Origin of the sequence: Brachybacterium sp. Z12 (genome assembly GCF_014400405.1) — a bacterium.
Taxonomy (GTDB): Bacteria; Actinomycetota; Actinomycetes; order Actinomycetales; family Dermabacteraceae; genus Brachybacterium.
The window spans coordinates 1,526,220-1,547,650 of the sequence record NZ_CP060496.1 but is presented as its reverse complement, the minus strand read 5'-3'; the positions used below and the strand labels follow the sequence as shown (position 1 = coordinate 1,547,650).

Annotated in this window: 21 protein-coding genes and 2 pseudogenes; 7 read left to right on the top strand and 16 right to left on the bottom strand. The window is 71.9% G+C overall.

All coding sequences use genetic code 11. The annotated features are described in order from the left end of the window. Positions 1 to 123: 123 nt before the first annotated feature. Positions 124 to 600 carry a DUF3459 domain-containing protein gene (locus H3H54_RS18860; RefSeq protein WP_316249172.1) on the top strand — a complete coding sequence of 159 codons (477 nt, stop codon included), beginning with the start codon at positions 124 to 126 and terminating at the stop codon, positions 598 to 600. A 9-nt stretch (positions 601 to 609) separates the two neighbouring features. Here the strand turns inward: H3H54_RS18860 and zapE are convergent. Then, positions 610 to 1,690, bottom strand: a pseudogene (gene zapE / locus H3H54_RS08255) (cell division protein ZapE). A gap of 57 nt (positions 1,691 to 1,747) precedes the next feature. On the opposite strand from zapE, the gene H3H54_RS08250 reads away from it, so the two are divergent. Further along, positions 1,748 to 2,551, top strand: coding sequence for a dihydrofolate reductase family protein (locus H3H54_RS08250; protein ID WP_262426224.1), 804 nt, complete (start codon positions 1,748 to 1,750; stop codon positions 2,549 to 2,551). A 27-nt stretch (positions 2,552 to 2,578) separates the two neighbouring features. Here the strand turns inward: H3H54_RS08250 and H3H54_RS08245 are convergent, their stop codons facing one another. After that, positions 2,579 to 3,841: a S9 family peptidase gene (locus tag H3H54_RS08245; protein WP_262426223.1), complete on the bottom strand. Its 1,263-nt coding sequence runs from the start codon at positions 3,839 to 3,841 to the stop codon at positions 2,579 to 2,581. 216 nt (positions 3,842 to 4,057) lie between these two features. Between H3H54_RS08245 and msrB the strand changes: the two genes are divergently transcribed. The 4 genes from msrB to H3H54_RS08225 all read left to right on the top strand — a co-directional run bounded on the left by msrB (position 4,058) and on the right by H3H54_RS08225 (position 6,440). Then, positions 4,058 to 4,510, top strand: coding sequence for a peptide-methionine (R)-S-oxide reductase MsrB (msrB, locus tag H3H54_RS08240; protein ID WP_262426222.1), 453 nt, complete (start codon positions 4,058 to 4,060; stop codon positions 4,508 to 4,510). A 72-nt stretch (positions 4,511 to 4,582) separates the two neighbouring features. Next, complete coding sequence (locus tag H3H54_RS08235; protein ID WP_262426221.1) at positions 4,583 to 5,245, top strand: DUF3000 domain-containing protein; 663 nt, start codon at positions 4,583 to 4,585, stop codon at positions 5,243 to 5,245. Then, positions 5,242 to 5,997: a ribonuclease D gene (locus H3H54_RS08230; protein ID WP_262426220.1), complete on the top strand. Its 756-nt coding sequence runs from the start codon at positions 5,242 to 5,244 to the stop codon at positions 5,995 to 5,997. Before H3H54_RS08235 ends, H3H54_RS08230 begins: the two co-directional genes overlap by 4 nt. Further along, positions 5,994 to 6,440, top strand: a complete 447-nt coding sequence (locus H3H54_RS08225; RefSeq protein WP_262426219.1) for a hypothetical protein — start codon at positions 5,994 to 5,996, stop codon at positions 6,438 to 6,440. The genes H3H54_RS08230 and H3H54_RS08225 overlap by 4 nt, the downstream gene beginning before the upstream one ends. 33 nt (positions 6,441 to 6,473) lie before the next feature. Here the strand turns inward: H3H54_RS08225 and H3H54_RS08220 are convergent, their stop codons facing one another. From H3H54_RS08220 to H3H54_RS08155, 14 genes and pseudogenes are all read right to left on the bottom strand, one after another. Next, a complete protein-coding gene (locus tag H3H54_RS08220; RefSeq protein WP_262426218.1) occupies positions 6,474 to 6,734 on the bottom strand; it encodes a hypothetical protein in 261 nt (86 codons plus the stop codon). Further along, the gene (locus tag H3H54_RS08215; protein WP_262426217.1) at positions 6,731 to 7,147 is read right to left on the bottom strand and encodes an NUDIX domain-containing protein; all 417 of its coding nucleotides are present in this window, start codon (positions 7,145 to 7,147) and stop codon (positions 6,731 to 6,733) included. The genes H3H54_RS08220 and H3H54_RS08215 overlap by 4 nt, the downstream gene beginning before the upstream one ends. Before the next feature lie 5 nt (positions 7,148 to 7,152). Further along, on the bottom strand, positions 7,153 to 8,949 hold the full coding sequence (locus H3H54_RS08210; protein WP_316249171.1) for a CTP synthase: 1,797 nt from the start codon (positions 8,947 to 8,949) through the stop codon (positions 7,153 to 7,155). A 17-nt stretch (positions 8,950 to 8,966) separates the two neighbouring features. Further along, positions 8,967 to 9,983 carry a glycosyltransferase gene (locus H3H54_RS08205; RefSeq protein WP_262426216.1) on the bottom strand — a complete coding sequence of 339 codons (1,017 nt, stop codon included), beginning with the start codon at positions 9,981 to 9,983 and terminating at the stop codon, positions 8,967 to 8,969. After that, positions 9,980 to 11,044 carry a lipid II flippase MurJ gene (locus tag H3H54_RS08200; protein WP_262426215.1) on the bottom strand — a complete coding sequence of 355 codons (1,065 nt, stop codon included), beginning with the start codon at positions 11,042 to 11,044 and terminating at the stop codon, positions 9,980 to 9,982. The genes H3H54_RS08205 and H3H54_RS08200 overlap by 4 nt, the downstream gene beginning before the upstream one ends. After that, positions 10,969 to 11,430 carry a lipid II flippase MurJ gene (locus H3H54_RS08195; RefSeq protein ID WP_262426214.1) on the bottom strand — a complete coding sequence of 154 codons (462 nt, stop codon included), beginning with the start codon at positions 11,428 to 11,430 and terminating at the stop codon, positions 10,969 to 10,971. Before H3H54_RS08195 ends, H3H54_RS08200 begins: the two co-directional genes overlap by 76 nt. Positions 11,431 to 11,745: 315 nt before the next feature. Continuing rightward, positions 11,746 to 12,555: a hypothetical protein gene (locus H3H54_RS08190; RefSeq protein WP_262426213.1), complete on the bottom strand. Its 810-nt coding sequence runs from the start codon at positions 12,553 to 12,555 to the stop codon at positions 11,746 to 11,748. Next, the gene (locus tag H3H54_RS08185) at positions 12,552 to 13,604 is read right to left on the bottom strand and encodes a copper transporter (protein WP_262426212.1); all 1,053 of its coding nucleotides are present in this window, start codon (positions 13,602 to 13,604) and stop codon (positions 12,552 to 12,554) included. Before H3H54_RS08185 ends, H3H54_RS08190 begins: the two co-directional genes overlap by 4 nt. A gap of 15 nt (positions 13,605 to 13,619) precedes the next feature. Then, positions 13,620 to 14,795 (bottom strand): putative cytokinetic ring protein SteA, encoded by a 1,176-nt coding sequence (steA, locus tag H3H54_RS08180; RefSeq protein WP_262426211.1) that lies wholly within the window; start codon positions 14,793 to 14,795, stop codon positions 13,620 to 13,622. Next, a complete protein-coding gene (gene recN, locus H3H54_RS08175; RefSeq protein ID WP_262426210.1) occupies positions 14,792 to 16,540 on the bottom strand; it encodes a DNA repair protein RecN in 1,749 nt (582 codons plus the stop codon). The genes steA and recN overlap by 4 nt, the downstream gene beginning before the upstream one ends. A 17-nt stretch (positions 16,541 to 16,557) precedes the next feature. Beyond that, the gene (locus tag H3H54_RS08170; RefSeq protein ID WP_262426209.1) at positions 16,558 to 17,502 is read right to left on the bottom strand and encodes an NAD kinase; all 945 of its coding nucleotides are present in this window, start codon (positions 17,500 to 17,502) and stop codon (positions 16,558 to 16,560) included. Between the two features lie 5 nt (positions 17,503 to 17,507). Further along, positions 17,508 to 18,352, bottom strand: a pseudogene (locus H3H54_RS08165) (TlyA family RNA methyltransferase). Next, positions 18,349 to 19,365: an HAD-IIA family hydrolase gene (locus H3H54_RS08160; RefSeq protein ID WP_262426208.1), complete on the bottom strand. Its 1,017-nt coding sequence runs from the start codon at positions 19,363 to 19,365 to the stop codon at positions 18,349 to 18,351. Before H3H54_RS08160 ends, H3H54_RS08165 begins: the two are co-directional and overlap by 4 nt. Positions 19,366 to 19,485: 120 nt before the next feature. Next, positions 19,486 to 19,932: a hypothetical protein gene (locus tag H3H54_RS08155; protein WP_262426207.1), complete on the bottom strand. Its 447-nt coding sequence runs from the start codon at positions 19,930 to 19,932 to the stop codon at positions 19,486 to 19,488. A gap of 412 nt (positions 19,933 to 20,344) precedes the next feature. Here H3H54_RS08155 and H3H54_RS08150 point away from each other — a divergent pair, with 412 nt between their 5' ends. Beyond that, positions 20,345 to 21,394: a hypothetical protein gene (locus H3H54_RS08150; protein ID WP_262426206.1), complete on the top strand. Its 1,050-nt coding sequence runs from the start codon at positions 20,345 to 20,347 to the stop codon at positions 21,392 to 21,394. Positions 21,395 to 21,431: the final 37 nt, after the last annotated feature.

Here is a 21,431-nt window from a genome sequence, read left to right as displayed (position 1 = left end):
CCAGGTGGGCAACCGGGCTGCCGGGGACCGGATCCATGCCGGGCTCGAGGCCGGCCAGCAGGCTGCGGCGATCGCGCTGATCCTGCTGGGCCCGGGCACGCCGATGCTCTTCCAGGGCGAGGAGTGGGCGGCCTCGACCCCTTCACCTACTTCACCGACCATGAGGGTGAGCTGGGCGAGCTCGTCAGCGCCGGCCGAGCGCGGGAGTTCGCCGCCATGGGGTGGGGCCAGACGGTGCCGGACCCGCAGAAGCGTGCGACCTTCGAATCCTCGATCCTGCGCTGGGAGGAGCGGGAACAGGGGGCGCATGCGCGGATGCTGGCGTGGTACCGCGCCCTGATCGCGCTGCGCCGTGAGCGCAGCGACCTCCACGATCCCGATCTGCGCCGCACCGAGGTGGAGGTGCTCGCCGAGGAGACGGTGCTTCTGCATCGCGGGGAGCTGACGGTGCTGGCGCACCGCGGGCCGGGCGAGATGGTGGACGGCCCGCGCGCCGCCGAGGTTCTCGCGGCCTTCGGGGAGCTCGAGCACGGTCCTGACGGCAGGCTCGCTCTCCGCGGCCCGGGTGCGGTGGTGCTGCGATCCGTCACCACCGCCTGAGACGGGCCCTCAGGAGGCGGCGTCGGCCGTCCCCTGGTGCAGGAGCTTGCCGCCGTCGTTCGCGAGCGAGGCGAGGCGGGACAGCGAGCGCAGGTACTTCTTGCGGTAGCCGCTGCGCAGCAGCTCCTCGGAGAACAGGTCTTCGAGGACCGCCGCCGGGGAGCTGCTTGCTTCCCCGTCGGCGCTGTCCGCGCGGAGCGAGACCAGCACCGGCACCTCGCGGTCGTAGAGACGGTCCACGAGCACCACGAATCGCAGCGCATCGTGGTGATGGGTCAGCCCGTGCATGCCGGTGAGGTGTGCGGCGGCGACCTCGTCGATCAGCGCCCCGTACCGGGAGGGGTGGACCTTGGTCAGATGTGCGAGCAACGGATCGAAGAGGTCGAGAGTCGCCTCCGGCATGGATTCGGCGTGCTCGCGCACCTCCGCCTCGGGCAGGGTGCGGATCTCGGTGACGCCGTCGCGTCGGCGGTAGTCCTCGCCGTCGACCCGCAGCACCTGGAACCGCTGGGCCATCGCCTGGATCTCGCGCAGGAAGTCCTGGGCGGCGAAGCGCCCCTCCCCGAGAGCATCCGGCAGGGTGTTGGAGGTGGCGACGATGGCGACCCCCGGTCCGACAGCTCCCGGATGAGCCGGGTCATCAGGAGGGTGTCACCCGGGTCGTCGAGCTCGAACTCGTCGATGCACACCAGCAGTGACTCTCCCAGCAGATCCACCGCCTTCTGGAAGCCGAGCGCTCCCACCAGGTCGGTGTACTCCACGAAAGTGCCGTACACGCGTTTGCCGCCGACCTCATGGAAGAGGGAGGTCAGCAGGTGGGTCTTGCCGACGCCGAACCCTCCGTCGAGGTAGATGCCGCGCGCCGGCTCTCGCTCTTGCGACGGAGGCGGGACAGCAGGCCGCCGCGCGGCCTGCCGAGCTCGGCGGCGAAGTCGGTGATCCGCTGCTTCGCCTCCTCCTGGGAGGGGTGCGCAGGATCGGGGACGTAGTTGTCCAGCCGCGCATCGGCGAACCGCGGCGGTGGCACCAGATCCGCGAGCATGCGCTCGAGGGACGGTTCCGGCCGGCGGTCGCTCAGTGCATCGGTCACGCCGGTCAGTGTAGGGGCCTGCGAGCCGGGGTCGCCGGTTCGACCGCGACTGGCCCGGTGGGCGATGATCGACCCCACACCCCGTTCCTCGATCCGCCTCGGAGGTCTGCCGTGCACCTGCTGATGAGAGAGGGTGTGCTGCTGCCCGCTCCCGCGCCGGTGACCGCTGACGCCGAGGGCGCGCGACTCGTGGCGGACCTCTACGCGGTGACTCCGCCTGCAGCCGGCGGTGCGCATGTGCGAGCGATGATGAACACCACGATCGACGGTGCGATCGTCGGGTCCGACGGGACCAGCGGCACCCTGCGCAATCCGGACGACTCCTTCGTCTTCGATGTGCTGCGCGCGCTGACGGACGTGGTCCTGGTCGGCGCCGAGACGGTGCGCACCGAGGACTACCGCCGCCCGCTGGGCCGCGACGATCTGCTGTCCCCCTCGCTTCGGCCCGGCGGGGCCGGGCGCCCCGCGCTGGCGATCTGGTCCCGCAGCGGCGAGCTCCCGGACACGATAGAGCCGGACTGGCCGACGTACCTGATCACTCCGCCGGGCGAGGCTCGGCGGGCTGCGGTGCGCTCCGGCATCCCCGTGGAGCAGGTGATCCTCGCCGAGACCCCGGCAGCTGCGGTGCAGAGCCTCGCCGAGCGAGGCCTCCGAGCGATCCAGGCGGAGGGCGGCCCGGCGGCGCTCGGTCGTCTGGCCGCCGCCGGTCTGCTCGACGAGCTGTGCTTCTCGACCACGCATCGCAGCGTCGGCGGCGACTCCTCACGGGTGCTGCGCGGCGCATCCCATGAGCAGGATTGGGATCTCAGCTCGCTGCTGGTGGGGAAGCACGCGACGATCTCCCGTCACGTCCGCGGCTGAGCCCGGCAGCTCAAGGCTTCCGGAGCCTCAGAGCCGCAGCCCTATCGACCCCTCCAGGGCGCGAGAGGCGGGGTCCCGCACCGGCACCTCGATGCTGCCCACCGATTCCTCCAGGTCCAGCACCCGCACCAGGTAGTCGGCGAGCAGCCGCTCGTAGCGGATCGGGTCGCGGTTCCACTCGCGGGTGTGCGACGCCCCCTCGAAGGGGACGAACTCGATGAGGTCGGGGCGCATCGCCGCGAGCTGCCGGCTGGGCTCCGGCGGGACCGTCTCGTCGTCGAGCGCGTGGAACAGCAGGGTGCGGTGGGTGAGGTGCTCGGCGTAGTACGGAGGGGTCATCTCGTGCAGTGCGAGCGGCTCGTGCAGGCGCACCATGCGGGCACCGAACTGCGAAGTCATCATCCACAGGGCCAGCTGCCGCATCGGGGCCGGTGCCCGGAGCGAGGTGGCGTGGTGGATCAGGATGTCCTGCCAGTCGATGGCTGGGGAGTCGAGGACCAGCGCGGCGATCCGGTCACGGTGGGCGGAGCGCACCGAGACGCGCAGCGCGATGCCGCCGCCCATCGACCACCCCATCAGCAGGATCCGGCGCGCGCCGCGAGCGACCGCCTCGTCGATCGCGGCCTCGGTGTCCTCCCACTCGGCGGAGCCGAGGTGGTGCATGCGGTCGGCGGAGGCCGGAGCACCGACATCGTTGCGGTACGTGATCGTCAGGCTCGTCAGCCCCAGCCGGTGCAGCAGCGGGATCACACGCAGCGCCTCTCCGCGGGCTGAGCCATGGCCGTGGATGAGGATCGCCCAGGTGTCCTCGTTCCCCGCCGCAGCACCCCGCAGGGGATCGGGCCGCACCAGCCAGGCCGGCATCCGTCCCACCGGGGACTCGATCTCGACGTCCTCGGTGGGCAGGCCGTGCGCGGTCTCTGGTGTTCCGGCCCAGAAGAAGCCGTTGCTGGAGGCGCTCTCCACCTCGAGGGGCTCCTCGGTGTCCGCGGCCCACAGCGGCCGGGAGACCGTCGTCGCAGTGGGGTGCCCCTGCACCGGCCCGAGCCGCACATGGGCCGCGCCCCCTCCCTGGCGCAGCGCGAGGACCCCGTCCCGGCGCGTGACCTTGGTGGCGTCCAGGTGCACCCGATCCGGGTGGACAGCGCGCAATGTCACGTCCTGCCGTCCCCGCAGGCTATCCCTCGGCACCAGCGGCAGGCGGGCCATCACCCGCGCGCCGACGGTCAGCAGCCCTCCGCTGAGCGCGAACATGGAGGCGGCGCCGACCGCGCCATACACCGCAACCACAGGCCATCGAGCCTGGTCAGGGCGGTGCGGTTGTGACAGGAGCCGCCGCAGTGAGGCGGTGGTCGAGCGGGTCCGGGAGAGGTCGCGCGTCATACCGCGCATCCTAGCCGGGGGCTAGGATCGAGTGTGTGAACACCTCGTTCTCCATCCACTGACGAGCGGATGCACGCTCGCGCGAGCGGCGCCCTTCGGCGTCGCAGAATCGGAGGCTCCCTGATGTCCACCGAACCCATCGGCTCCCGCCCATATCCCCTGACGATCAGCGACCTGGAGTGGCGTGAGCGCCTCACCCCCGCGGAGTACCAGGTGCTCCGTCAGGGTGGCACCGAGCGCCCCGGCACCGGCGAGTACGAGGAGGTGCGCCCGGCGGGCACCTACGCCTGCAAGGGCTGCGGCGCTGAGCTGTTCACCGCCACCACCCAGTTCGATGCCCACTGCGGGTGGCCCGCCTTCTACGCACCGACCGACTCCGATGCCGTCGACCTGCTCGAGGACACCTCGCTGGGCATGCGGCGCATCGAGGTGCGCTGTGCCGCATGCGGCTCCCATCTCGGCCACGTGTTCGAGGGCGAGGGCTTCTCGACCCCGACCGACCAGCGCTACTGCATCAACTCCATCAGCCTCGTCCACAGCGACGATGCCGCAGCGGACGGCGACAGCTCCCGCTGACCCGCGGGCCCGGTCCCGGGGCCCTCGGCGCGCCTGCCGGACATATGCTCGCCGCACGGATAATCTCCCTGCGTGTCCGTCCATCGAATCCGCTCCGGCGACGACACCTTCCGTGCCGCCGTCGACGCCATGACCAGCGCCCCGCAGCGCCCCGAGTTCATCTGGCGCACCATTCCCGCACCGTCGAGGATGGCCCCGTCGACCTGGGCGTGCACCGGAGAGATCCTGGTGCACGATGATGAGCTCGCCTCCGGGCGCCTGGTGATCCTCCACGACCCCGCCGGCCAGGAGTCATGGGACGGCACGTACCGGATGGTCGCGCTGGTCCAGGCTCAGCTCGAGGCCGAGTTCGCGGTCGAGTCGATGCTCGGCGACGTGGCCTGGTCCTGGGTCACCGAGTCGCTCGAGCTGCATGAGGCCGAGGCCCGTGAGCTGGGCTGCACCGCCACGCGCGTGGTCTCCCAGTCCTACGGCGCGCTCGCCTCGCGCCCCTCGACTGTGGACGTCGAGATGCGGGTGTCCTGGACACCGGAGCCGCTCGCCGCCACGGGCCCCGGCGGCGCCGAGGAACTGGGCGACTCGCCGGAGATCGACCTGGCACCCCATTTCGCGGCGTGGATCGCGATGCTCGCAGCCGCAGGCGGCCTGCCGCCGGCGCCGCCCCGCATCGCCCCGATCGCTCCCACCCACCATGCGAGGGCCCCGCGCCCCGAGGAAGCCGGTGACGCCCGGTGACGGACTCCCGTGAGCTCACCGACCTGAAGGCGCCGCGTGACGGTCTGGTGCCCGTGATCGATCGGCTCCAGCCGCTGCTCGCCTGGTGCGAGGCAGCCGCCGCTGCCCCTGAGGAGCCCGTCTCGGTCGATGCCGAACGCGCCTCCAGCTACCGCTACAGCTCTCGGGCCTACCTCGTGCAGCTGCGCACCGAGACCGCCGGGACCGCGCTGATCGACCCGCTGGCCTTCCCCATGCCCGGCACCCTGACCACGATGCTGCGCGCCCGCGAATGGGTGCTGCATGCCGCCGGGCAGGACCTGCCGAGCCTCGCGGAGATCGGCCTGCACCCGGGTTCGCTCTTCGACACCGAGCTCGCCGCCCGGTTGCTGGGCATGGAACGGGTGGGCCTCGGCGCTGTCGTCGAGGACACGCTCGGGCTGCGCCTCGCCAAGGAGCACTCCGCCGCCGACTGGTCCCGCCGCCCGCTGCCGGAGGGGTGGCTCAGCTACGCCGCCCTGGACGTCGAAGTGCTGGTGGAGGTCCGCGATGTCCTCATCGAGCGTCTGCGGGAAGCCGGGAAGGAGGAGTGGGCACGCCAGGAGTTCGAGCATGAGCGCACCCGCGAGCACGGCCCCACCCGCTCCTCGAGCTGGCGGGGGCTGCACGGTCTGGGAGCCCTGCGCTCCGCCAAGCAGCTCGCCGCCGCACGGGAGATGTGGACCCGGCGCGACGAGATCGCCGGTGCGGAGGACCCTCCCCGCACCGGGTGATCAAGGATCGCGACATCGTCGCCGCCGCGAAGGAGGCGACCCGCGGCCGCGACGCCTTCGACCGTGCCCTGCCCCCGAAGCTGCGCCGCAAGGACATCTGGTGGCAGGCGGCCCGCTCCGGGATCGAGCTGCCCGCCGCACACCTGCCCGAACGCAACGAGCGGTCCTATCCCCCGCCCCACAAGCTCTGGTCCAAGAAGTACCCCGAGGTCGCCGAGCGCTACCAGCAGGCGCGCACCGCCCTCGGTGAGCGCGCCGAGGACCTCGAGATGCCGCCGGAGAACCTCATGCAGCCGGCGCTGCTGCGCCAGTGGGTGTGGGAGCACGAGCAGGCCCCGGCCGAGCCGGAGCTCGCCGAGCAGCTCGCCGTGCTCGGCGCTCGACCCTGGCAGGTCGAGCAGAGCGCCCCGGTGATCCACCGGGCACTCACCGAACAGGACTGACCGCTCCCCCGCCGTATCGCCCGTCGCGAGGGCTCATCCCCTCCCGGGCCGCTGCATGAAGGGCGCATCGGCTGGGCGCAGCCGCACTGACCCCGAGCCCGGGCAGGCGCTGCGCAGCGCCTGCAGCGCGAGCAGGGCGGAGACGGTGGTGGCGTTGGTGATGCGCCCCTCGAGCACGGCGGTGACCGCCTCGGCCAGCGGCACCCAGCGAGGGATCAGCTCAGCCTCCTCGTCGGTGCGCTCGAACTCCTCCTCGCTCGCCCGCACCCCGGAGGCGAGGTAGACCCGGATCACCTCGTCGTTCCCCCGGGGCTGGGACGCAGGTCCACGAGGGTCTCCATCCGCTCCGGTGCGTACCCGGTCTCCTCGGCCAGCTCGCGGGCGGCGGCGAGGTGCGGCGGCTCTCCGTCCAGGTCCAGCAGGCCGGCGGGGATCTCCCAGAGGCTGTGCCCCACGGGATGGCGGTACTGACGGATCATCAGCACCCGGTCCCGGTCGTCGACGGCGAGCACCGCCACGGCACCCGTGTGCCAGACGTACTCGCGGTCGAAGCGCACCCCGTCGGCGAAGTCCACCGTGTCCCGCACCAGGTCCCACACCATGCCCTCATGCAGCAGGCGGCGGGCGGCGACGGGGCGCTGCTCGGCGAGGTCCTCCAGCGGCGGCTGCGGGAGGTCGTCCGCGGGCCCGATGCTGTGGTGGTTCATCTGCGTCACTCCTGCGTGGTGGGGTCGTCGAGGGGCTCGGCCTCAGCGGTCTCCGGGGGCACTTCGAGCAGCCGGGTCGCTTTCTGCAGCTCGACCGCCGCCCCGATCAGGCCGGCGAAGAGCGGATGGGCACGGGTGGGGCGCGACTTGAGCTCCGGATGGGCCTGGGTGCCCAGGTAGAAGGGGTGCACCTCGGGGTCGAGCTCGACGAATTCGATCAGACTGCCTCCGTCCTCGAGCTGCGAGGTCCCGGAGATGCGCAGTCCCGCCTGGGCGAGCTGCTCGCGGTAGGCGCCGTTGACCTCGTACCGGTGACGGTGGCGCTCCGAGACCTCCGTGGTGCCGTAGGCGGCTGCGGCGAGGGATCCCTCGGCCAGGAGATGGTCGTAGGAGCCCAGGCGCATGGTGCCGCCCAGGTCGCCGTGGCCGGAGACGATCTGCTCCTGCTCGGCCATGGTGGCGATGACAGGGTGCGGGGTGGCGGGGTCGAACTCGGTCGAGTGCGCCTCGGGGAGGCCGAGCTCGTGGCGGGCGTACTCGATCACCATCGACTGCATGCCCAGGCACAGCCCCAGGGCCGGGATGCGGTGGGTCCGGGCGTGGTGCAGGGCGCCGATCTTCCCGTCGACCCCGCGGATCCCGAACCCGCCGGGCACCACCACCGCGTCGACGTCCTTGAGCTGCTCGGCGGCGCCGGTCTCGCTCATGCACAGGTCCGCTTCGACCCAGCGCAGCTCGATCTTCGCGCTGTGGTGGAAGCCGCCGGCGCGCAGCGCCTCCGTCACCGAGAGATAGGCGTCGGGGAGGTCCACGTATTTGCCGACGATCGCGACGACGACCTCGTAGGCGGGATGCCTCACCCGGCGCAGCAGCTCCTCCCACTGTGTCCAGTCCACGTCATGGCTGAGCAGATCGAGGCGGCGGATCGCGTAGGCGTCGAGCCCCTCACTATGGAGGACCAGCGGGATCTCGTAGATCGACGGCGCATCCGCGCAGGTGACCACGGCGTCGAGGTCGACATCGCACATCGAGGAGATCTTCGTCTTGACGGAGGCGGGCAGCTCCCGATCGCTGCGCAGCACAATCGCATCGGGCTGGATGCCGATCGCGCGCAGCGCCGCCACGGAATGCTGCGTGGGTTTGGTCTTCAGCTCCTGGGACGGGCCGATGAACGGCACCAGCGAGACGTGCACGAAGAACACGCTCTCGCGCCCGAGGTCCTGACGCACCTGACGTGCGGCCTCGAGGAAGGGTTGGGATTCGATGTCGCCGACGGTCCCGCCGATCTCGGTGATGATCACGTCGATGTCATCGCCGGACTGGGAGCGCATCGAGTCCTTGATGGCGTCGGTGATGTGCGGGATGACCTGGACCGTGTCACCGAGGTACTCGCCGCGACGCTCCCTGGCGATCACCCCGGCGTAGACCTGGCCGGTGGTGACGTTCGCCTGCGCGGTGAGGTCCTCATCGAGAAAGCGCTCGTAATGGCCGATGTCGAGATCGGTCTCGGCACCGTCCTCGGTGATGAACACCTCGCCGTGCTGGAAGGGATCCATGGTGCCCGGGTCGACGTTGAGGTACGGGTCGAGCTTCTGCATCGTCACCCGCAGGCCACGGCTGCGCAGGAGCATCCCGAGCGAGGAGGCCGTCAGGCCCTTGCCGAGGCTCGAGACGACGCCGCCGGTGACGAAGATGTGCTTGGTGGTGCCGTGGTTCCGGAAAGGCTTGGCCGCAGTGGCCGCCCCGATCCGAGGGAGGGGGCCGGTGCCTGACTGAGGGATGCTCGCGCTGGTATCTGCCACGGACTGGCAACCTATCATCAGCGCGGGCTCGGGGCGAGGACCTCGTCGAGCTGGGCGAGGAGGTCGCCGGCCGTAGGGAGCTCGAGCGCTCGCCGTCGGGAGGCCTCCTCCGCGATGCGGCGTGCCGCGGGGTCGCGCAGAGCGGTGATGCCCGCCGCGAGCGCGGCGGGATCCCCCACGGGGACCAGGCGCGCGGCGTCGGCGGTGACCCAGCGGGTGCCACCTGCGTCGGTGGCCACGATCGCGCGGCCGGCCCGCAGCGCCTCCTGCAGTGAGACGGGCTGTCCCTCCCAGTGCGCGGCGGAGACCACCAGGTCGCAGGCCGCCAGCAGCTCGGGCACGTCGTGGCGCCTGCCCAGCAGCTCGACGGGGAGCTGTTCGCGGCGGATGCGTGCTTCGAGCTCGTCGTGCAGGGGCCCGTCCCCGGCCACTCTGATCCGGATGCTGTCGGGTTCCTCGAGCATGCCGGCGGCGTCGAGCAGGTCGTGCAGGCCCTTCTGCGGGGCCAGACGGGCGATCACGAGCACGTCGAGGCCCTCATGGACAGGACGAGGCGGCTGCGGCGGCGGCGAGGAGTCAGCCACGGGTGCGGGGATGATCGCGTGGCGCACGTCGCGGGCGCCGGCGGCCCGGGCGGTGTCCGCGAGGTCCGGGGAGACGGCCAGCACGGTGTCGGCGCCGCGGGCCAGCAGGCGCAGCAGTACGGCACCCACGGTCCGCGTGGTCCGGGAACCGATGGTGCGGTTGTGGAGCGTGACCACGAGACGGTGCCGACGGTGGCCGGGCATCGCTGCGGCGGCGAGTGCTCCGGCGCGCAGCCCGTGGGCGTGGAGCGTGACCGGGGCTTCTGCGAGGCGCAGCATGCTCCGCAGCGTGCGCACCGTGCGGAGATCCTCCACGGGGTCCGGTCGTTCACGGATCCTCACCGGCGCTTCGAGGACCTCCCTGCCGGCGGCCGACAGCAGCGCCAGCTCCTGGTCGACATGAGCGGCGAGACCACCGCTCGCGGCTGGGCGCACCAGCAGGACTCTCATGGCACGGTCCTCACCACACCGTGGCGTCCGGCTCGCAGGCGGCGCAGCGCCCTGCGGATCAGCTCGGGATCGGCGGCGGCCATCAGCGCGGTGGCGAGGACGGATGCCACCAGGGCGCAGAGGATGCCGATCAGCACCGATCCCGCCGCGCCCATCTCGGTGGTCACGAGCTGCCTGCCCAGCAGCAGTCCGGGGACGCCGCCGCCCAGCAGGGCGAGCGGCACGAACAGCGCTGTGCGCCGCACCGGCGCCAGGTGCCCGCCGTGCTCGAGCACATCGGCGATCCGTGCCAGGCCCACCAGCCCGGCCAGAGCCATGCCCACCGCCATCGACAGGCCGAAGGCGGTCGAGGCCTCTGCCGCGGAGCGCTCGGGGCTGGGCAGCACGATGATCAGGATGACGGTGCCGGCGATGAGCCACCCGACGGAGCCGACGAGCAGAGCATCTCGGGCGCGCAGCGCGGCGGCGAGGATGCGCGTGCACTGGGTGGCGACGGCGAAGCCCACCAGTCCCAGGGCGAGGCCGCCGGTGGTGGCCCCGACGCCGGTGGCCCCGGCGCGGTCGATCTGGCGGAAGAACTGCTCGAGCGCCGGGCCGGCGGCCAGCAGTGCCGAGGCACCGATCACGGAGACCACCATGACGGTGCGCACGGACGCCGCGGCGATCTTCGCGAATCCGGAGCGGTCACCGACCAGCCGCAGCTCGGAAAGGTGCGGGAACACCGAGGTCACCAGCGGCACCACGAGCACCGCATAAGGAAGCAGATACAGGGCCTGGGCGTATTGGAACACCGGCAGCGTGCCCACGCCGCCGGCCCTCATGGCGAGCACCATCACCAGAGCGAGCACCAGCTGCTGAGCGCCGACGGCGCCGAGCCCCGCCACGCCGAGCGCGAGCGCGCGCCGCCCGTAGCCCGACGGCATGCGCAGCGCCGGTCGCAGCCTCAGGCCCGAGCGGAGCGCCACGATCACCACGGGCAGCATCATCATCGCGACGCCGCCGGTGGTGCCCCAGCCGAGCCACCACACGGCGGGCTGCTCGATGGTCGTCGCGGTGGCCACCGGGGGACCAGGTGGGCGTACACCCGGTAGGCGATCATCACCGTGACCGAGGACAGCAGCGGCATCATCGCGGGCCAGAGGAACCGTTTGCGGGCCTGCAGGTAGGCGGCCAGCACCACGGACACTCCGTACAGCGGCAGCTGGAGGGCGAAGATGCGCAGCAGGGACGCGCCGAGCGGCACGCCCGCGGCACCCGGGGTCTCTGCGGCCAGCAGCAGCTGGGCGAGCGGGCCGGCCAGCACGATCACCAGGACCGCCAGCAACCCGGTGCCCAGCAGCGTCCAGGTCAGCAGGGCGGAGACGATGCGGTCGGCGAGCACGGCGCCCTCGACCGCGGTGCGTCCCTCTCCCGCGGCCCGCAGCTCCTCGACCTTCCGCGAGTCCACCGTCTCCTCGGAGACGACATGGTCCTCTGGATCCCCCTCGGGGGACCAGCCCCGCGATCAGGGGCACGACCACGGCGGCGAGCACGCCCCCGGCGACGACCTCGAACAGGACGTTGGGGAGCATGTTCGCGGTGGTGTAGACGGTGCCCACGTCCCCCGCACCGACGCTGGCGCCGAACACCAGGTAGCGCACGAAGCCGGCGATACGCGCGAAGACGGTCACCAGCAGGATCACCCCGGCGCCCCGCAGCACGGAGCGGGCGATGCCGCCTCGCCGGAGGCTCTGGGCGCGGACGGGCACTGCGGGCGTCGCGTTCATCGCTTGTCCTCGTCCCGCTCCAGAGACGGTCCGACAGGCGGTGCCGGGCGCCGTCCCAGACGGTCCAGGGCACGAAGCGTTCGCGTCGAGTCGATGACGGTGCTGAAGCTGATCTTCTCGCTGACGAGGGTGAGGGCGACAACGCCGGCCAGCAGCGAGAGTCTCGCAGGGGCGGGCAGGAGCCGCGTGGCCGCGCTTCCCGCTGCCGCTCCCAGGACGTTCGCCCCGGAGTCGCCGAGCATGCCGTGCTCGCGCAGGTCCGTCGGCATCGCCGCGGCCCCGGGGACCAGCGCTGCCAGTGCCAGGTGGCGCCCGGTCTCGGAACGAGGGGTCCCGGCGGGGGCGAGCATCAGCAGGGCGGCCGCGGGCAGTACGGCCTTGAGAGCCCGCCCGGGACGCAGATCCAGCAGGTTCGCGAGATTCGCGCATCCCGCGACCAGTGCCGCATCCACGAGGGCCATCGCCCCGCCGCGCGGCGAGGGAGCTGCCGCCGCACCGGCCAGCGAGAGCAGCGGGATCCCGAGCGCCTTGGCCGCGCCGGTGGTCAGGTGCCCCGTGCGCAGCGCGCCGAGGTGCCCTCGGAGCCCCTTGGAGACGGGACGGCCCGCACGGCGCTGACGCGGCTCGAGCAGGTCATCGACCAGGCCCAGCGCACCGATCCCGGCGAGGGTGAGCGGGTCTCCCCCTCGTCCCGTGCGTGTGGACAGCGCGACCACGCCGGCCACCACGAGCGCCCCTTCGGCGAGGCTGACGCTGCGTCCGGAGAAGTTGGTGCGGCGGAGCTCCGCGCCCAGGGTGCGGATCATTCCTCGCCCCCACCATCGGACGGCTGCGGCACGCTCTCCGAGTCTCCGGCCTGCTCCTCAAGGCCCCGCGTCTCAGGCAGTGCGGGCAGCCGCTCCTCGGCGTCGCCGGTGGTGCCGTACGCCCCGTTGCCGCCACGGGTCTGCTCGACCAGGGCCAGGACCGACAGCAGCGGGCCATCGGGCTCCTGGAGCCGGTCCGTGGTCGAGATCGCGTCGAAGCCTTCATCACCCCGCACAGTGCGCAGGACACCGGTGGAGGCATCGTTGCCGGGGGTCGCGGCGGAGACCACGGCGGGCAGACCGGTGCGGTCGAACTCTCCGAGCAGGCTGGTCTGGGCGGTGAGCAGCCCCTGCGCGCGCTCTGTCGCGACCAGTTCGTCCTCGTTCTCGTCGGCGAGCTCCTCAGGGGCGGCGCTCGCGTAGATCACGCCGTCGACCGCCGGCGGGCTCTCCCCCTCGACGCTGACCAGCTGATGGTCGATCAGCACCTGCCACAGCTGGGCACGCAGCTCGGGGGTGAGGCCGTCGTCGGTGTCACCGCTGAGCAGCATCGGGATCACCGCGGAGAGCAGCGCGGAGTCGGTGAGCTCGTCGTCGGGGTCCGCGGGCAGGACCGCCGGGGCGATTCCGCGGATGGACTGGAGGGCCTCGTCGCGGACCTGGGCCGAGTCGGGCGCCCACAGCGCGGGCAGCAGGTCGATCCGCACCGGCGCGTCGACGCCGGCCTCGTCCAACAGTTCCATGATCCGTTCGATGCCGGGGCGGGTGGAGCTGTCGTCGGTGAGCACCGCGACCTTGCGGCCCGCGAGCGTCTCCGCGACGAGCCCCGGTCCGAGCTCTGCGATGAAGGTCGCCAGCTGGTCGTTCTTCGCGGAGAGCTCCTCGGTCTCTCCGCGGAGCTGCTCCTGCTCGGTGCGCAGCTGTTCGACCTGGCCGGCGAGCTGGTCACCGAGGTTCTCGCGCAGCGGACCGGCGCCGAGCACGATGCCCACGGCCAGTGCCAGGAACACGGAGATCAGCGAGACGAGGTGGTAACGGAAATCGATCACGGGGTCGGGACCCTCCTACGACCCGGTGGCCCGGGGTGAGAACAGCAAGGTGAACCAGGACAGGATCCCATCCAGGCGGGCGCCGAGGATCTGGACCAGCGCCTGCCCTCCGGGAGTCGCCCAGAGGGCGACGGCGAGTGCGGCGAGTCCCGCCAGTGCGAGCAGCACCAGCTGGAAGGTGGAGATCCTCTGACGGTACAGGCGGGAGACGCCCTTGGCGTCCACCAGCTTCGAGCCGATGCGAAGCCGGGTCAGGAAGGTCGAGCTCATCCCGGCACGTCCCTTGTCGAGGAACTCCTCGAGGGTGCCATGGGTGCCGACGGCCACGATCACCGACGCGCCCTTCTCGTCGGCTAGCAGCATCGCGATGTCCTCGCTGGTGCCGGAGGCGGGGAAGGCGATCGCGTCCTCGTCCAGGCCCAGCTCGGCCAGCCGTTCCATACCGGGGGCGCGTCCATCGCGGTAGGCGTGGACCACGAGCTCGGAGCCGCTGCGCAGCGCTTTGTCGGAGACTGAATCCATATCACCGATGATCATGTCCGGGTGGAAGCCGGCGTCGATCACCGCATCCGCGCCGCCGTCCACGCCGATGATGATCGGCCGGTTCTCGCGGAGGAAGGGCTTGAGCGTCGCCAGATCCTCTTTGTAGTGGTAGCCGCGCACCACGATGAGCACGGGTCGGCCGTCCATGCGAGTGCGCACCTCGGGCGCGCCGATGCCGTCCAGCAGCAGGTCCCGCTCGCGCAGCATGTATTCCATGGTGTTCTGGGCGAACAGTTCGAGCTGCTCGGACAATCCCTCCCGCGCGATCTGGAGGGAGGCGGTGACGCTCTCATCGTCCTGCCAGGTGCCGGTGGAGATCGGGGTTCCCTCGAGCTGGACCTCGCCGCCGACGAGGGTGATGGTCTGGCCGTCGCGGATCCCTTCGAACACGGACTCGCCGAAGCTGTCGACCAGAGCGATTCCTGCGTCGATCAGGATTCTGGGGCCGGCGTTCGGGTACCGCCCGGAGGTCGACGCCGCGACGTTGAGCACTGCGGCCGGTTGCCGTTCGACCAGGGCTTCGGCGGCGACGCGGTCGATGTCCTCATGGTCGATGATCGCGATGTCGCCGGGCTGGAGCCGCTTGGTGAGGTCCTTGGTGCGCTTGCCGAGCCGGGCGGTCCCGGTCACGGCCGTGAGAGCGCTCATCGACGTGCCCGGGAGGCGGACTCGGGCGCTGCGACGGAGGCGCGGGCCTCGTCGAGGAGCTCCTCGGCGTGTGCGAGCGCGACATCCGACGCTGCGTCGCCGGCGAGCATCCGCGCCAGCTCCCGGATCCGTGCGGGACGATCGAGGTTCTCGACCGTGGAGCTGGTGGTCCCCTCGTAGGAGGACTTCACGATCTGCAGGTGTGTGCTGGCATGGGCGGCGACCTGGGGCAGGTGGGTGACCACGATGACCTGGGCATGGCGGGCGAGGCGGGCCAGGCGCTGCCCGACCGCGAGCGCGGCGCGGCCGCCGATGCCGGCATCGATCTCGTCGAACACGAAGACCGGGGCGGCGGAGCGGTCGCTGCGGGAGGAGGACAGCGCCACCTCTAGGGCGAGCATCACCCGGGAGAGCTCACCGCCGGAGGCGGCCTGACTCACCGGGAGGTGGTCTGCTCCGGGGTGCGGGGCCATCAGGATGGCGACGGCGTCGCGGCCATGGGAGCGGTGGGTCTGGTCGGTCACGTCGACCCGGATGTCGGCGTCGGGCATCTCGAGGTGGCGCAGCTCCTCCTGCACCGCCGTGGAGAGCGTCGATGCCGCAGCCCGGCGTGCCGTGCTGAGCGCTTCGGCGGCCTCGGCGAGCTGCTCCTCGAGGGCAGCGAGGCGCTCGGCGGTCTCGGCGCGTTCCTGCTCGGCGCCTTCGAAGCGGTCCAGGGCGACAGCCGCGGTGCGGGAGGTGGCCAGCAGCGTGGTGATGTCCTCGGCCGGTCCCGTCGGGCCGGCGAGCAGCGCGCCCAGGTCCCGGACCAGGAGGGTCAGCTCGTGGAGGCGCTCGTTGGCCTCCTCGATGCGGCTCGGGGAGGCGTCGATGCTGTCGGCGTAGCGGGAGACCTCTGCGGAGACGTCGGAGAGCTCGAGGCGCACCGCGTCCAACCTCTCCACCAGCGGGGTCAGGGTGGTGTCCGTGCGGGCCGCGCGGCCCAGAGTCTCGGCGGCGAGTGCCACCAGGGGGCCGGCGGCGGGTCCGTCGTCATCTCCGACCAGGGCCAGTGCGGCCTGTCCTGCGGCGCCCCGCAGCTCCTCCGAGTTGCCGAGGCGCTCGATCTCCGCGCGCAGCGCCTCGTCCTCGCCGTCCTGGGGGTCGGAGAGCTCGAGCCGTTCGAGGGCATCGCGCAGCTCGGTGCCTCGGCGGTCCCGCTCGCTCAGCAGCTCGTCCAGCTCCGCCAGGCGCTCGGTGAGGGCGGAGCGTTCGCGCCAGAGCGTGCGGTGCCGTTCGAGCAGCGGACCGATCTCGGCGACCGCGAACCGGTCCAGCGCCTCCCGCTGGGCCTCGAGGTCACGCAGCCGCTGCTGGTCGGACTGGCCGTGCACCGTGACGGCCGTGCCGACGAGGCGGGACAGGGTGCCGATGGGGACCGGGACACCGCCGAGCTGTGCGCGGGAGCGTCCATCGCGGGTGACCCGTCGGACGACGAGCACCTCGCCGTCGTCCTCGTCGGCGCCGAGCTCGTCGAGCGCGGCGGCGAGCTCGGTGTGACCGGTGAGGGCGAGCGTGCCGTCGACGGTGCTGGAGTCACGGGTGCGTCCGCGGTCCAGTCGGCCGCCGAGCAGCATGGTCAGCCCGGTGACGATCATGGTCTTGCCCGCTCCGGTCTCACCGGTCAGGGCGGTGAAGCCGGGACCGAACTCGAGCGTGGCGTCATCGATCACGCCGATGTGGCGGATGCGCAGGGTGGACAGCATGGTGATGCCTCGTGCCTTCAGCGGGTGCGGGGGCTGCGGCCGCGCCAGCCCACCACCGGCAGCTGGAACTTCTCGACCAGCCGGTCTGCGAAGGGGGTCGGGGCGAGGCGGGCGAGTCGCACGTAGCGCTCGGACAGCCGTGCCTCGATCCGCATGCCTGCGGTGATCTCCTCGGTGCGGCGCCCGTCGAGTGTGAGGATGCCGTCCTCACGGTTGTCGAGGGTCATCTCGATCGCGGCTTCGGAGGAGCGTCCCAGCACCAGCGGACGCGCGAAGAGGGCGTGGGCAGCGAGAGGGATCAGCATCATGGCGTCGACCTCGGGCCAGATCACCGGCCCGCCGGCGCTGAAGGCGTAGGCGGTGGAGCCGGTGGAGGTGGACAGCAGCACGCCGTCGGCCCCGAAGGAGGAGACGGGCCGGCCGTCGATCTCGATGGCGACGTTGATCATCTTCTGCCGGTCGGCCTTCTCGAGGGAGGCCTCGTTGAGCGCCCAGTGCTGGGAGACATGGCCATCGTCCGCGTCCAGCACTGTGATGTCGAGGGTGGAGCGCTTCTCGATGTCGTAGTCGCCGTCGAGCAGGCGGGAGACGGTGATCGAGAGGTCTTCGACCTCGCTCTCGGCGAGGAAGCCGACATGGCCGAGGTTCACGCCGTGGACGGGGATGCCGGCGTCGCGCACTGCTTCGAGGGCGCGCAGGATGGTGCCGTCGCCGCCGAGCACGATCCCGAGCTCGACCGAGTCCGCTGCGGAGACGGCGTCGAGCACGTCGACGGCGCCGTTGGTGAGGAAGGTCAGCAGCTTCGGTGGGGCCATGTCGTCTGGCAGGGCGAGGATCTCCTCGACCTGTTGGTCGACGACGATCGCGCGCACGCCGCGCACCCGGAGCTCCTCGAGCACGGAGAGCATCGCGCGCAGGGCGGCCCGTCGGCCCGTGTGGACGTACAGGAGGAACCGTCGCATCCTGGTCAGTCCTCCTTGCTGGTGTGCTGGTCGCGGCGTCGCCGCGGTCGGTTCCCGCTCACGGCCGACACGATCATGTCACAGGCCTCGGCGTCCAGCACGAACGCCGTGCCGTGGGGGCGCAGATGCAGGAAGTACTCCCGGTTGCCGTCCTGTCCCGGCAGGGCGCTGGGGCCGACGGCGGCGGTCAGGAGCCCCGACTGCGCGGCCGTCTCGGCCACACCGTGCACGGCCCCGATGCGCGCTTCGGGGTCGGAGACGACTCCGGTTCTGGGAAGTGCTGTCCGCCCCACCTCGAACTGCGGTTTCACCATCAGCAGCAGCTCTCCCCGGTCCGCACCACGGAGCCGAGCGCAGGCAGCACGGTGCGCAGGGAGATGAAGGAGAGGTCCGCGACGATCAGATCGACGACGCCCCCAGGAGCTCCGGGGTGAGGTCGCGCACGCTGGTGCCGTCACGGACGGTGACGCGAGAATCCCTCACGCACATGCGCGGCGAGCTGGTCGTGGCCGATGTCGACGGCGATCACCGAGGCTGCGCCGCGACGCAGCAGGACGTCGGTGAACCCGCCCGTGGAGGCACCGGCGTCCAGGCAGTGCAGGCCTGCGGGATCCAGGTCGAGCGCGTCGAGCGCTCCGGCGAGCTTGTGCGCGGCGCGGGAGGCGTACTCGATGCCGTCGGGGACATCCACGACGGCGAGCTCTGCACCTGGCGGGACGGCGGTGGCGGGGCGCGTCACCGGGCGGCCGTCCAGGCGGGCACGGCCCTCCTCGATGATGCGTCGGGCGTGGCTGCGGGACCGGGCGAGGCCGGCTGAGAGCAGCGCGACGTCGAGCCGATCGCCGCTCACCGGTCGGTGGGCCGCAGTGCGTTGCCGTCCTGGTCGCGGAGCTGGCCCTCCCAGGCGCGGTCGGCGCTGTGCACGGACAGCAGGGCGAGCACGGCCCGCAGCACGCGCGGGTCCTCGACCTCGCCGTGCACCTCGATGTCCCCGCCGCGCCAGGCGGCGCTCACGGCACCGCACCGGGCGCGGTCCCCGTCGACGACGGGCAGCGCGAAGGGGGCGGCGAGCTCGGCGAGGTCCGGCATGATGAAGGTGGGTCGACGCACGGGCTCCGCGCGCAGCGCGGATTCGATGCCGTCCACGCCGGTGAGCACCAGCAGGGAGTCCATCCCGGCGCGCACCGCCCCTTCGATGTCTGTGTCGAGGCGGTCGCCGATGATCAGCGGTCGGCGCGCGTCGTTCTCCTTCGCGGCCACCTCGAACATCCCGGGCTCGGGCTTGCCGGCGACTGCGGGCTCAGCTCCGGTGGCGTGCCGCAGCACTGCCACCATGGAGCCGTTGCCGGGCGCGAGGCCCCGCTCTGTGGGCAGCGTGGCGTCGATGTTGGTGGCCATCCAGTAGGCGCCGTGCCGGATCGCATAGGCACCCTCAGCCAGCAAGGACCAGTTCAGGTCCGGGGACCAGCCCTGGACCACTGCGGCGACGTCCTCGCTGTCCGTGTCCACGGGCTCGAGACCGACCTCGCGGATCTGGGCGGCGAGGCTGGGGCCGCCGACGATCAGCACCTTCGCGCCGGCCTCGAGCCGGTCCGCGAGCAGCCGCGAGGCAACCTGCGGGGAGGTCACGAACTCCTCAGGGCGCGCAGCGACCCCGACGACTGCGAGGTGGTCTGCGGCCTGCTGCGGGGTGCGGGAGGCGTTGTTGGTGGCGAAGACGACGGTGTTCCCCGCAGCACGCGCGATCTCGACCGCTTCGGCGGCATGCGGGATCGGCTGGGCGCCGTGCATCAGAGTGCCGTCTAGGTCCAGCAGCAGCGCGTCGTACAGGTCCAGGAGCGACGGATCGGGCCGACGGATCATGCCGACTCCTCCGACTCCTGGGACACCTCGGACTGCTCGCCCTCGGTGACCGGTGCGTCGACGATGGGTGCCTCGCCGATCTGCTGGTCCTCGGTGACCGGTGCGGCGACGGCGGGTGCCTCAGCGATCTGCTCGTCCTCGGTGACGGGGTGGAAGCATCGAGGACGTCCGCCGCAGCGGAGTCCGGCTCGGCCTCCCCGTCGGCCTCAAGAGCGGCGGGGGCGTCGGCGGCGTCAGCCGCCTGCTCGTCGTCGCTCTGGTCCTGGTCCTGGTCCTGGTCCTCAGCGTCAGCGTCAGCGTCAGCGTCAGCGTCAGCGTCAGCGTCAGCGTCAGCGTCAGCGTCAGCGTCAGCGTCAGCGTCAGCGTCAGCGTCAGCGTCAGCGTCAGCGTCAGCGTCAGCGTCAGCGTCAGCGTCAGCGTCAGCGTCAGCGTCAGCGTCAGCGTCAGCGTCAGCGTCAGCGTCAGCGTCAGGATCGTAGGCGTCCAGGACGGCGATCTGCTCGTCGTCGGCCCAGGTGGGCTCCTCCTGCGGCTGCGGAGCCGGGCGACCCAGCCGCTCGGCGGCATCCGTGAGCCCCTCGGTGTCGGCGTCCGCGGCCAGTGCGATCCAGCGCTTCGCCTCGTCCGGGCGGCCTGCACGGTCGAGGAGGTCTGCGTACGCCACCCAGAGGCGCACCTGCCACCGGCCGTCGACCTTGTGCCGCAGGGCGGGGATCTCGAGGGTCCGCAGCGCGGTCTCGATGTCGCCGGTGTCCGCGTAGGCGCCGGCGACCACGATGATCAGCTCGATCGCCGCGTCAACGCCGAGACCGGAGGCGTCCTCCGAGGAGGCGATGTCCAGTGCACGCTCGGGGCGGCCCAGGCCGCGCTCGGAGTCCGCGATCATCGGCAGCACGTCAGTGCGTCCGGTGATGCGCATCGAGGTGCGCAGCTCGCGAGAAGCAGTGCGGAAATCTCCGGCACGGTAGGCGATGACTCCGTGGAACTCCCGCACGGCACCGACACGGCCGCCGAGGCGAGCGGCGAAACGGGCGTGTGCCTGAGCAGTCTCGTTGTCGGACTCCTCGAGGAGCTGGGCCGCGACCATGTGGCGCCCGACGCGCTCCGCTGTCTCCTTGCTCAGACCCCGCAGCTCCGCCAGCACGTCCTTGTCGAGCTCGCGGCCCGTGATGCCCTCGGGCACGCGCGGCTCGATCGGGCGATCGGAGCGCGCTTCCTGGCCCGGCCGTGCATTGCGCTGGTCCTCGCGGTGCGCCGGTGCCGGGCGCTGACTGCGCTGATCCCGGTCGCGGCCACCGCGGGTGTCCCGGCCCTCGCGCGAGGGACGGTCGTCCCGGCGGGGCCGGTCATCGCGGCGCGGGCGGTCGTCATGTCGGGGGCGGTCGTCCCGGCGAGGCCGGTCATCGCGGGAGCGGTCCTCACGCGGACGGAAGTCCTTTCGATCCCGGCTCTCCCACGGACGATCATCGCGACGGCCACGCGAATCCGGACGGCCACCCTCGGGGCGACCACCGGTGCGGTCCTCACGCGGGCGGAACTCCCGATCCTCACGCGGACGCGAACCACGGTCATCACGCGGACGGGAACCCTTGCGATCCCGGTTCTCCCACGGACGATCATCACGACGGCCACGCGAATCCGGACGACCACCCTCAGGGCGACCACCGGTGCGAGCCTGGCGGGGACGTCCGTCATCCTGCCCGCTACGGGGCGCGCCGGAGCCGCCGTCGCGGCGGGGGCGCTGGGACCAGGTGGAGCTGCGGTCCTCACGACGGGGTCCGCTCTGGCCCCGGGAGTCATCGGACCGCGGTCGCCCGCGCTCATCGCTGGACGACGGACGGGAGTACGGCCTCGTCGATCGCTCGTCGCGCCGCTGGCCGCTCCGGCTCTTGTCGCCGTGGCCGCGGTCGCCCCTGTTGTTGCTGTCCTCAGCCACTTGGACCCGTCCGTCTCTGTCGTCTCGCGCTATGCCATTTTCGTCCAGAAGCCTAAGCGACCCACCACCGTTGACCCTCTAGTAATGCGCTGATCCGTGACTGCTTTCACCAGCCGGGGCACCCTCACGG